General features: G+C 36.9%; 7 protein-coding genes and 3 rRNA genes. All 10 read right to left on the reverse strand.

Features of this window, described 5'->3' with window-relative positions; genetic code table 11:
* Positions 1 to 58 precede the first annotated feature (58 nt).
* The gene (locus AC4PG3_RS11545) at positions 59 to 1330 is read right to left on the reverse strand and encodes a uracil-xanthine permease family protein (protein ID WP_492196778.1); all 1272 of its coding nucleotides are present in this window, start codon (positions 1328 to 1330) and stop codon (positions 59 to 61) included.
* Positions 1331 to 1553: 223 nt separating this feature from the next.
* A 5S ribosomal RNA gene (rrf, locus tag AC4PG3_RS11550) occupies positions 1554 to 1670 on the reverse strand.
* 35 nt (positions 1671 to 1705) lie between these two features.
* Positions 1706 to 4632: ribosomal RNA gene (locus AC4PG3_RS11555) — 23S ribosomal RNA — on the reverse strand.
* A 197-nt stretch (positions 4633 to 4829) separates the two neighbouring features.
* Positions 4830 to 6362 (reverse strand): 16S ribosomal RNA (locus AC4PG3_RS11560).
* Together the 16S, 23S and 5S rRNA genes form the textbook arrangement of a ribosomal RNA operon.
* A gap of 386 nt (positions 6363 to 6748) precedes the next feature.
* Positions 6749 to 8227 carry a lysine--tRNA ligase gene (lysS, locus tag AC4PG3_RS11565; protein WP_492196779.1) on the reverse strand — a complete coding sequence of 493 codons (1479 nt, stop codon included), beginning with the start codon at positions 8225 to 8227 and terminating at the stop codon, positions 6749 to 6751.
* A 26-nt stretch (positions 8228 to 8253) separates the two neighbouring features.
* Entirely contained in the window at positions 8254 to 8730 is a 477-nt protein-coding gene (gene greA / locus AC4PG3_RS11570) for a transcription elongation factor GreA (protein WP_492196780.1), read from the reverse strand.
* Between the two features lie 112 nt (positions 8731 to 8842).
* A complete protein-coding gene (locus tag AC4PG3_RS11575; RefSeq protein WP_492196781.1) occupies positions 8843 to 9601 on the reverse strand; it encodes a hypothetical protein in 759 nt (252 codons plus the stop codon).
* A gap of 214 nt (positions 9602 to 9815) precedes the next feature.
* Positions 9816 to 10787, reverse strand: a complete 972-nt coding sequence (gene dusB / locus AC4PG3_RS11580) for a tRNA dihydrouridine synthase DusB (RefSeq protein ID WP_492196782.1) — start codon at positions 10785 to 10787, stop codon at positions 9816 to 9818.
* A 35-nt stretch (positions 10788 to 10822) separates the two neighbouring features.
* Positions 10823 to 11599: a type III pantothenate kinase gene (locus AC4PG3_RS11585; protein WP_492196783.1), complete on the reverse strand. Its 777-nt coding sequence runs from the start codon at positions 11597 to 11599 to the stop codon at positions 10823 to 10825.
* Between the two features lie 13 nt (positions 11600 to 11612).
* Positions 11613 to 12362, reverse strand: coding sequence for an ECF transporter S component (locus AC4PG3_RS11590; protein WP_492196784.1), 750 nt, complete (start codon positions 12360 to 12362; stop codon positions 11613 to 11615).
* Positions 12363 to 12376 lie beyond the last annotated feature (14 nt).

Consider the following 12376-nt stretch of genomic DNA (forward strand, 5'->3'; position numbering starts at 1 on the left):
ACTGTGCATAATTTAAAATTATGCACAGTTTAATTTATTTTATTTAAAAATATTTAATTTAAGCTTCTTTTTCTTTTCCTAGTAGGTTTAATATGAAGTTTAAACTTATACCTACTAAAGCTGCAAAACTCAAACCATTTATTTGAACTGACTCATTTATTGGTATACCTACTGTTATTCCTAAAGTGCTAGATAAATAATCTCCACCTAGCCCCAATACTAAAATTGTAATTATTACTAATAAGTTTTTGAAATTAAATTTTACTTTCTGGTTTCTTATGGTATTTACTCCTATTAAAGAGATCATACTAAATAGCATAAGTGATATTCCACCCATTACTGCATTTGGTATAGTTGCAAGTACAGCTCCTATCTTAGATATAAAAGCTAATCCTATTGCAAATACTGCTGCAAGTCTCAATATTGATGGATCATAATTCTTTGTTATTGCAAGTACCCCTGTATTTTCTCCATAAGTTGTATTGGCTGGTCCGCCTATTAGTGATGCAAAGGCAGTTGCTAATCCATCTCCCAAGAGAGTCCTATTTAATCCTGGTTCCTTTATAAAGTCTTTTCCTACTACCTGCCCATTAGTTGTTATATCTCCTAGATGCTCCATGAATACAGCTAAAATAACCGGTGCTATAATTGCTATTGCTCCTAAGTCAAACTTTGGCAAATTAAATGCAGGAATTGACACTATTGAAGCTTCTCTTATGATTTCTGTTTCTACTAATCCAATTCTTAATGATATTAAATATCCTACTGCTACTGCTATCAATATGGATAATTGTTTTATAAAATTGGTCCCTTTAAATTTTATTATTACTGCTATACCAAGTGTTATAAAAGCCACCATTAAGTTTTGACTTGCCATATTATAAGCTGTAGGAATTAAGTTTAATCCTATTACAATAATCATTGGTCCTACCACTTGAGGTGCAAGTAATCTTTGAATTTTTTCCACACCTATCTTTTTAATTAAGAAGGATAAAAGGACATAAATTAATCCAGCCACCATAATACCCCCTTGGGCGTAGGCTAGATCTCCATTGTAAATCTCTTTAACTGTTAAAATTACTGGAATAAAGGCAAATGATGAGCCTAGAAATACTGGTACTTTACCTTTTGTACAAGCATGGAATATAAGAGTCCCCATACCTGCTGAGAATAAAGCAATAGATGGGTTGAAACCCGTAATCATAGGTACTAATACTGTAGCTCCAAACATAGCTATTAAATGTTGTAGGGCTAATATAGTCTTTTTTGAACCCTCAAGTAATGTAGATGACTCTTTTACCTGAGCTTTTTTCATAATATTATCTGTCATAATATCTCTCCTTTCCAGCCTCACAGGACTGATTTAAAAGTTAGTGTAACGAGTAAATAGATTTAAGTTGCAAAACTGCACTTCAATTTCTATCTAACAGAATAACATATATTGTACTAATATGCAATACAATTTCCATAGAAATTTATAGGTGAATTTTCCCTCCTAATGATAAAAACCCCCTACCGCATCTATTATGCAGTAAGGGGTTCTTATATATGTAGCCCGGCGACTTCCTACTCTCCCAGGGCGTTGCCACCCAAGTACCATCGGCGTTAAGAGGCTTAACTTCTGTGTTCGGTATGGTTACAGGTGTGTCCCTCTTGCTATCGTCACCAGACGAAAACTACTTAGCAATTTATCTTTGATCATCATTTGGTCAAGTCCTCGACTTATTAGTATCTTTTAGCTTCAAGTATTACTACTCTTTCACCTTAGACCTATCTACCAGGTGGTCTTCCTGGAGTCTTACTCTATTGATGGGAAATCTTATCTTGAGGGGGGTTTCGTGCTTAGATGCCTTCAGCACTTATCCCTTCCAAACTTAGCTACTCAGCCATGCCTCTGGCGAGACAACTGATACACCAGCGGTTTGTCCATCCCGGTCCTCTCGTACTAAGGACAGCTCCTCTCAAATTTCCTACGCCCACGACGGATAGGGACCGAACTGTCTCACGACGTTCTGAACCCAGCTCGCGTGCCTCTTTAATGGGCGAACAGCCCAACCCTTGGGACCTACTCCAGCCCCAGGATGAGACGAGCCGACATCGAGGTGCCAAACCTCCCCGTCGATGTGAACTCTTGGGGGAGATAAGCCTGTTATCCCCGGGGTAGCTTTTATCCGTTGAGCGATGGCCCTTCCACGCGGTACCACCGGATCACTAAGTCCAACTTTCGTTACTGCTCCACTTGTAGGTGTTGCAGTTAAGCTTCCTTTTGCCTTTACACTCTTCGCACGATTTCCGACCGTGCTGAGGAAACCTTTGAGCGCCTCCGTTACTCTTTAGGAGGCGACCGCCCCAGTCAAACTGCCCAACTGACAGTGTCCCTATACCAGATAATGGTACCAGGTTAGAATTCTAGCCTAACAAGAGTGGTATCCCACATTTGACTCCACCAAGACTAGCGTCCTGGTTTCTTAGTCTCCCACCTATTCTGTACATGTTATGCCAAAATCCAATGTCAGCCTGCAGTAAAGCTCCACGGGGTCTTTCCGTCCTGTCGCGGGTAACACGCATCTTCACGTGTACTACAATTTCACCGGATCCTTTGTTGAGACAGTGCCCAAGTCGTTGCACCTTTCGTGCGGGTCGGAACTTACCCGACAAGGAATTTCGCTACCTTAGGACCGTTATAGTTACGGCCGCCGTTTACTGGGGCTTAAGTTCTAAGCTTCGGATTACTCCTAACTCTTCCCCTTAACCTTCCAGCACCGGGCAGGTGTCAGCCCCTATACTTCGTCTTTCGACTTAGCAGAGACTTGTGTTTTTGGTAAACAGTCGCTTGGGCCTATTCACTGCGGCCAGATGATCTTTCGATTGTGCAATCTATCCTTCTCTGGCACCCCTTCTCCCGAAGTTACGGGGTCATTTTGCCGAGTTCCTTAACAAAGGTTCTTCCGCTCGTCTTAGGATTCTCTCCTCGCCTACCTGTGTCGGTTTACGGTACGGGTAGTTAAATACTCGATAGTGGCTTTTCTTGGCAGCATGGAGTCAGTTGCTTCTCTACTTGTTTTTCGATCCCCATCACATCTTGGAATTATGGGAACGGATTTGCCTATCCCCACTTCCTACTTGCTTAGACGCGCTTTTCCAACTGCGCGCTCAACTTATCCTTCTGCGTCACCACATCTCTCAAACGCATTTATCTAGTACAGGAATTATAACCTGTTGTCCATCGCCTACGCTTTTCAGCCTCGGCTTAGGTCCCGACTTACCCTGAGTGGACGAGCCTTCCTCAGGAAACCTTGGGCTTTCGACGGGTGAGATTCTCACTCACCTTTCGCTACTTATGCCAGCATTCTCTCTTGTGTTAAGTCCACCACTCCTTTCGGTGTAGCTTCAAGCCTAACACAATGCTCCTCTACCACTGATACTATTGTATCAATCCACAGCTTCGGTACCAAATTTAGCCCCGGAAATCTTCGGCGCAGGGTCTCTCGACCAGTGAGCTATTACGCACTCTTTAAATGTATGGCTGCTTCTAAGCCAACATCCTGGTTGTCTGTGAAACCCCACATCCTTTCACACTTAATTTGGATTTAGGGACCTTAGCTGGTGGTCTGGGCTTTTTCCCTTTCGACTATGAAGCTTATCCCCCATAGTCTGACTCCCAAGTATATGAGTATGGCATTCGGAGTTTGATAGGCTTTGGTAACGCTATGCGCCCCTTAGCCAGTCAGTGCTCTACCTCCATCTCACTTTATCTTGAGGCTAGCCCTAAAGCTATTTCGAGGAGAACCAGCTATCTCTGAGTTCGATTGGCTTTTCACCCCTATCCACAGGTCATCCGATAACTTTTAAACGTTACCCGGTTCGAGCCTCCATTGAATTTTACTTCAACTTCACTCTGCCCATGGATAGATCACTCAGTTTCGGGTCTATGGCATACAACTAATTCGCCCTATTAAGACTTGGTTTCCCTACGGCTTCGTAACTTAATTACTTAACCTTGCTGCATACCATAACTCGCTGGCCCGTTCTACAAAAAGTACGTGGTCACACATATAAAGTGCTTCCACTGCTTGTAAGCATAGGGTTTCAGGTTCTATTTCACTCCCCTCCCGGGGTTCTTTTTACCTTTCCCTCACGGTACTATTCTCTATCGGTCACTAAGGAGTATTTAGCCTTGGGAGGTGGTCCTCCCTACTTCCCACAAGATTTCTCGTGTCTCATGGTACTCTGGAGAAAAGCCTGTATAAACTTAGTTTCGACTACAGGACTATCACCTTCTTTGGTGAGACTTTCCAGTCTTCTTCGTCTACTAATTTTATATCCTTTGCTTTTTCCTTAACCCCAGATAAATCTGGTTTGGGCTGTTTCCCGTTCGCTCGCCGCTACTTAGGAAATCGAATTTTTCTTTCTCTTCCTCAGGGTACTTAGATGTTTCAGTTCCCCTGGTCTTCCTTCATACACCTATGTATTCAGTGTATGATACTTGAGGGTTGCTCAAGTAGGTTTCCCCATTCGGACATCTCCGGATCAAAGTCTACTTGCGACTCCCCGAAGCATTTCGGTGCTTATCCCGTCCTTCATCGGCTCTTAGTGCCAAGGCATTCGCCCTATGCTCTTAATAACTTGACCTTAAAAATTTTGATCTATTTTTTATTGCTTTTGTAGTTTTCAATGTTCAGTGTAACTTAATTAAATAAGTTAATATATATAAGAAAACAGTGTGAGTACTTTGGAGTCGGCTCCGTAGACTAAATCAAAGATTTAGACTACGCGACATCTGACCTACAACGAAATCAGAGATTTCTGTTAGGTCATAATCTCCTTAGAAAGGAGGTGATCCAGCCGCACCTTCCGATACGGCTACCTTGTTACGACTTCACCCTAGTCATTGACCCTACCTTCGACAGCTGCTTCCTTGCGGTTAGCTCGCCGGCTTCGGGTATCGCCAACTTCCATGGTGTGACGGGCGGTGTGTACAAGACCCGGGAACGCATTCACCGCGGCATTCTGATCCGCGATTACTAGCAACTCCAACTTCATGTAGGCGAGTTGCAGCCTACAATCCGAACTGGGATCGGCTTTTAGAGATTCGCTCCTTATCGCTAAGTGGCTCCTCGTTGTACCGACCATTGTAGCACGTGTGTAGCCCAGGACATAAAGGGCATGATGATTTGACGTCATCCCCACCTTCCTCCGATTTATCATCGGCAGTCTCTCTAGAGTGCTCAACTTAACTTGTTAGCAACTAAAAATAGGGGTTGCGCTCGTTGCGGGACTTAACCCAACATCTCACGACACGAGCTGACGACAACCATGCACCACCTGTGTCCTCTGTCCCCGAAGGGAAAACTCTATCTCTAGAGTGGTCAGAGGCATGTCAAGCCCTGGTAAGGTTCTTCGCGTTGCTTCGAATTAAACCACATGCTCCGCTGCTTGTGCGGGTCCCCGTCAATTCCTTTGAGTTTCATACTTGCGTACGTACTCCCCAGGCGGAGTGCTTAATGCGTTAGCTGCGGCACCGAGGTTTGACCCCCAACACCTAGCACTCATCGTTTACGGCATGGACTACCAGGGTATCTAATCCTGTTTGCTCCCCATGCTTTCGTTCCTCAGCGTCAGTATAAGTCCAGAAAGTCGCCTTCGCCACTGGTATTCTTCCTAATATCTACGCATTTCACCGCTACACTAGGAATTCCACTTTCCTCTCCTTAACTCAAGCCTTCCAGTTTCAAATGCTTACCACGGTTAAGCCGTGAGATTTCACATCTGACTTAAAAGGCCGCCTGCGAACCCTTTACGCCCAATAATTCCGGACAACGCTCGCCCCTTACGTATTACCGCGGCTGCTGGCACGTAATTAGCCGGGGCTTCCTCCTAGGGTACCGTCATTATCGTCCCCTAGGACAGAACTTTACGACTCGAAAGCCTTCATCGTTCACGCGGCGTCGCTGCATCAGAGTTTCCTCCATTGTGCAATATTCCCCACTGCTGCCTCCCGTAGGAGTCTGGACCGTGTCTCAGTTCCAGTGTGACCGTTCACCCTCTCAGGCCGGTTACCCATCGTTGCCTTGGTGAGCTTTTATCTCACCAACTAGCTAATGGGACGCGAGACCATCTTTCACCGCTTTACGCTTTGACTTTTAAATAATGCTATCTAAAAGTATCATAAGGTATTAATCCCAGTTTCCCGAGGCTATCCCTTTGTGAAAGGCAGGTTTCTCACGCGTTACTCACCCGTCCGCCGCTAAGATAATAAAAGAGTCAATCCGAAGAAATCTTCTTTTAAAACTTCGCTCAACTTGCATGTGTTAGGCACGCCGCCAGCGTTCGTCCTGAGCCAGGATCAAACTCTCATTTAAAAGTTTAAGTTTGATTGGCTCAATTATTTGTTGTTAATTGATTTTGTGTGTTTAGATTCAAAGTATTTCACACTGTTTAATTATCTAAGTTCATTGCCGCTCTCTCGAGGCGACTTTATTAGTATAACATTTCTTTTGTTTCTTGTCAACAGTTTTTTTAAATTCTTTTTTGTTGACTCTTTTCTTGCTTTGTTGACTTTGTTTGAGTCAACTCTTAATATACTACTATGTTTTTCTCATTTTGTCAACAACTTTTTAAAAATTATTTTAAATTGTTTTATCAAAATTTGAAAATCCAGCAAAAACATATTAGTTTCGACTGGATTTTTAGTATACAATAAATATAATTAACTGTCAAGGGTTTCTATGAAATAATCCTTTAATACTTATTCTTCTATAGGTTTCATAGTAGGGAATAACAATACATCTCTTATACTCTTTTGATTTGTTAAAAGTATTATAAGTCTATCTATACCAATCCCAAGCCCTCCAGTAGGTGGCATACCTACTTCTAATGCATTCAAGAAGTCTGTATCCATAGGATGAGCTTCACTGTCTCCCTGAGATTTTTGTTCTACTTGAGCTTCAAATCTTTGTCTCTGATCTATAGGATCATTTAATTCTGAGAATGCATTTGCAATTTCCCATGTGTTTATAAATGCTTCAAATCTATTTGTCTTTCTAGGATCATCTGGATTTCTTTTAGCCAAAGGTGATACCTCTACAGGATGTCCAGTAACAAATGTTGGTTGTATAAGATGTTCTTCACAAAACTCTTCAAACATCTCTGATATGATATGTCCTCTTTTCATTCCCTTTCTTACTTCTATACCTTTAGATTCTGCTATTTTAATAGCTTCCTCATCACTTTCTATTTTAGAGAAGTCAACTCCAGTATATTTTTTTACTGCATCTGCCATATCTATCCTATTCCAAGGTGGAGTTAAGTCTAACTCTGTTCCTTGATAATCTATTTTTAAAGTTCCTAAAGACTTTTCTGCTACATATGCAACTAAATTTTCTGTAAGTCTCATCATCTCTTCATAATCTACATAGGCTTGATATAATTCTATATTAGTAAATTCAGGATTATGTTTAGGACTCATACCTTCATTTCTAAACATTCTACCCATTTCATATACTTTTTCAAATCCACCTACTATAAGTCTCTTTAAATATAATTCATTAGCTATTCTCATATACATATCTAAATCTAAAGTATTATGATGAGTCGTAAATGGTCTTGCATTTGCTCCCCCTGCTATAGTACTTAATATAGGTGTTTCTACTTCTAAGAATCCTCTTTCATCTAAATATTCTCTTACTGATTTTAACATTTTAGATCTTAGTTTAAATGTCTCTTTTACTTCAGGGTTTACAATTAAGTCAACATATCTTTGACGATATCTTAAATCTTGATCCTTTAATCCGTGGAACTTTTCAGGAAGTATTTGTAGAGATTTACACATTATAACTATTTTTTTTGCTCTTATAGAAACTTCTCCTGCTTTTGTCTTAAATACTTCTCCATTTACCCCTATTATATCTCCTAAATCTAGTAAAGATAGTTGTTGGTATTCTTCTTCTCCTAATATGTCAAGCTTAGCAAATATTTGAATTCTCGATTCACTATCTTGTAAATCAAGAAAACTAACCTTACCATGTCCCCTTCTAGATACAATTCTACCTGCTACTGAAACTTCTTTTCCTTCTAAGTCTTCAAAGTTTTCTTTTACATCTTTGCTATAATGGGTGTATTCATAGGTCTCTACTGCATAAGGGTTATTATCATTTTCTATTAATTGTTGTAATTTTTCCCTTCTCATCATAAGCATTTCATTTAAATTTACTTCGTTTTCTGACATTTGACTTCCTCCTTAGTTATGTTCCACTAAACTCCTATATTTAATATTTCATACTCAATATGTCCATCAGGAACTTTAACCTTTATAGTATCTCCTTTTTTCATTCCCAATAGAGCTCCCCCTAGTGGTGATTCATTTGATATCTTTCCTTGATGGGGATCTGCCTCCGCTGAACCTACTATTATATATTCCATTTCCTCATCATATTCTACATCTCTTACTAAAACTTTAGAACCTACGCTTATAATATCAGTATTGATTTCTTTTTCATCTATTAAACGAGCATTTGCTAGAGTATTTTCTATCTTAGCAATTCTCTCTTCTAATTGAGCTTGTTCATTTTTAGCTTGATCATACTCAGAGTTCTCACTAATATCACCAAAATCTAAGGCCTGTTTTATTCTATCTGCAACCTCTCTTCTTTTAACTGATTTTAGCAAATCTAGTTCATCTTCTAATTTCGTCATTCCCTCAGCGGTTAAAAACACTTGCTTTTCTGCCATATGTCTCTCTCCTTTTATTTGAAAAATAAATTATATCTTTATTTAATTTGTTAAAAAATATCCACATTGTATGCAGAATATTATAATCAAGGTCTGCCTTAATGTCAAGAAATTATAATGTTCCCCTTATTTTTATAACATCTATTTTTTTATATTCTTTTAGCTCTTTTTCATTTATAAGAAGTTTAGAGAATTTTCTTATTTTGTCTCCAAATAAACTTTCATATAATATGGATTTAATTTCTCTATTAATTAAAATATTATTCATAAATATCTCTTCGGATATATCAAAAACTACATCAGTTATAATATCTATATCTCCAAGGACTAATAATGGTTTACTTAAACTAAAATCTATGAAGATAGTCTTTTTATTCATGTTTTTTAATTTGTCCATTAATTCTTCATTAAGTTCTTCCTTTAAATTTATAACTATCTTTATATTTTTTAAATTAGTTTTTATATCCTTAGGTTGAAATATAGAAATTCCCGTATATTTAAATATTTTATCATATAAATCTTCAAAATCATCTTCTGTTACTCCTATTAAACTTATAAATTTAAAATCATGAGATATAAAGCTAATTAATTCATAAGACAAATCCAAATCTTCACATAAGATTAATATTTCTTCTTTATGTTTTTCTTTTTTATATTTTAAAATCTCATTTAATACCATTACTATATTATATAATCTTATGTTTTTTCCCTTCTTAAACTTTAAGTTTAATTTAGATTCTATATATTTATATAGTTTTAAGTTAAATTGTTCTATATATATATAATCCCAATTTTCTTCTAAACTTAATATTCCATGTATATATTTCTCCAAATTCTTTTCATCTGTCAAGTCTACATCTCTTGTGTTCATACCTACGAATTTACCAATTACATTTTCTCCAATTCGAATATCATCTAAAATCCTAGGTTTAAAATCACCTATAAAAATTCTTGGTAAGTATTTGTAAATTCCTTTTTTAAGATGTCTTTCATATTTTTCATGTCCTATTACATATAGAAGCTTCGTATTATCACCTCCATCACAATTTTTAAAATTATATGATAGAGAATGATTATATATACATTTAATTATTTAATTTTTCTAGATAATCAAGCATTATATCTTTTATTTCCTCTTTTGTTGTAATTGTATTTATCTTGTTTTTCACTTCATTAGAGTTTTTTAACCCTTTAATATACCAGGCTATATGCTTTCTCATTTCTCTTACTCCAGCCCTTTCTCCTTTTAAGCGAACAACCATCTCCAAATGCTCTAAAGCAGTATTTATTATTTCTTCATAACTAGGAGGTGTATCTTCTTCTCCCTTCATTTTATTTAGTATTCTTCTAAATAAAAAAGGATTTCCCATAGCTCCTCTTCCAAGTGCCACTCCATCACAACTAGTAAAACTCAACATATCCATAGCATCTTCAGGTGTAAATACATCTCCATTTCCTATGACTTTTATACCTATGCTCTCTTTTATCTTTTTTATATATTCCCAATCTGCTTTCCCTGAATAAAACATCTCTCTAGTCCTAGCATGTACAGTTAACAACTTTATTCCTTCTTCTTCAGCTACCTTCGCTACTTCTAAGCAATTTATATTATCATCATCCCAGCCCAACCTGATCTTTAAACTTACAGGCTTATCACTTGCCTTTACTGCTTTTCTTAATATAGAACGAATCTTCTTAGGTTCTTTCAATAAAGCACTACCATCTCCATTTTTAACTATCTTCGGTGCAGGACACCCCATATTTATATCTATAATATGAATATCTTTATTTGTATTTAAATGAGTCTTTATGACCTTCTGCATAATATCTGGATCTGAACCAAATATTTGAATTCCTAAAGGGACTTCTCTTTTATCTGTCATCATCAGGCTTTTGGTTTTTTTATCTCCATAATAAAGACCTTTAGCACTTATCATTTCTGTAAATACTAGACCAGCTCCATATCCCTTGCATATAATTCTAAAGGGAAGATCTGTAACTCCAGCCATTGGAGCTAAAATTAGATTATTTTCTAAATTTAAATTGTCTATTATCATTTTCTCACCTCATAAAAAGGTAAGTAGTTTTCTACTTACCTTTTATTTCTTTCATGTATTATCCTTAAACCTTCTAAGGTTAAAAATTCATCTATCTTATCTATATATTTACTTTCATTCACAACTAGATTTGCAAATCCTCCAGTTGCTACGACTTTTAACTTTTCTCCCTGTTGACACATTTCAGATTCCATCTTTTCTATAATATAATCTACCATTCCAATATACCCAAATACCATACCTGATTGTATACTGTTTATCGTATTTTTCCCTATTACTTTTTTAGGTTTAGATATTTCAACTTTAGGAAGCTTTGATGTCCTTAAAAATAATGCTTCAGAAGATATTTTAATCCCTGGACATATTACTCCCCCTAAGTAATCTCCATTTCTATTTACAGCACAAAAAGTTATTGCCGTTCCGAAATCCACTATAATAAGCGGTCCACCATATTTTGAAAATCCAGCTACCGCATTTACTATTCTATCTGCCCCAACTTCTTTTGGATTATCATATTTAATATCTATACCCGTTTTAATTCCAGGTCCTACTACTTCTGGATTTATTCCAAAATATTTAATGCACATATTTGGAAGTGTATGCATTAAAGGTGGCACAACAGAAGATATTATAATATCTTCTATATCCTTTGAACTCAATCCATGATAACTAAATACTTGTTGAAATAATAATCCATATTCATCAGATGTACGTTCTTTTTGAGTAGCAATTCTCCAATTATATAAAAGTTTTTCATCTTCATATACTCCAAATACTATATTAGTATTTCCAACATCTATCACTAATAACAAAATATCACCCCTCTTATTTAATCCTCTTTAAGGCACTTATTACACTCATTGTAATTATAATTGCAACTATAGCCTCTGGTATTCCATTTGTCAAAGCTAATCCAAATATAATATTCTTAGTTAAGTTTGGATCAAGCCCTAATTTGTCCACAAATGCTTTTCCGTGGAATATATATATGAATCCTAATACTCCTATTGTATTAGTAAGGCTACCTATTATAGTTGAGATTATTATATCTAATTCACTATCTTTAAGCCTAGTATTTGTAAAATAAATAAAACTAATTACAATAAGAGTAAAAATAATACTTGCAATAGCAGATGAGATATCTTCTCCAACTGATATATTAGAATAAGCTGTGTATAGTAAATAAAAAACAATACAAGCCCATATAATATTTAAAAATCTAAGAGTGTTTTTTTTACCTATTTTTTTAAATCCACTATATACATAATAAGTTATAATTCCAATTAAAACCCTAGGCAATACAGAGACTAAAGGATTTAAAAACACAAAACTCACTGGGGTAGGATTCGTGACAGCTTGAAACATGCTGGATAATCCAAATATAAGCCCTACAGAACCTCCTACAATAGGTCCTTCCATTATAGCACCTATTATTACTGGAATATGCATAATCGTTGCCCTAGTAGGCCCTATAGGTATAAAACCCAGAGGTGTTAATCCTAAAATTATGGATATTCCACCTAAAACTCCTATTATTGTCATCTTTCTAATATTAAAATACTCTTTTCTTTTCATAATTTCCTCCTTTA

This window comes from Tissierella sp. QWL-11 (genome assembly GCF_058683765.1).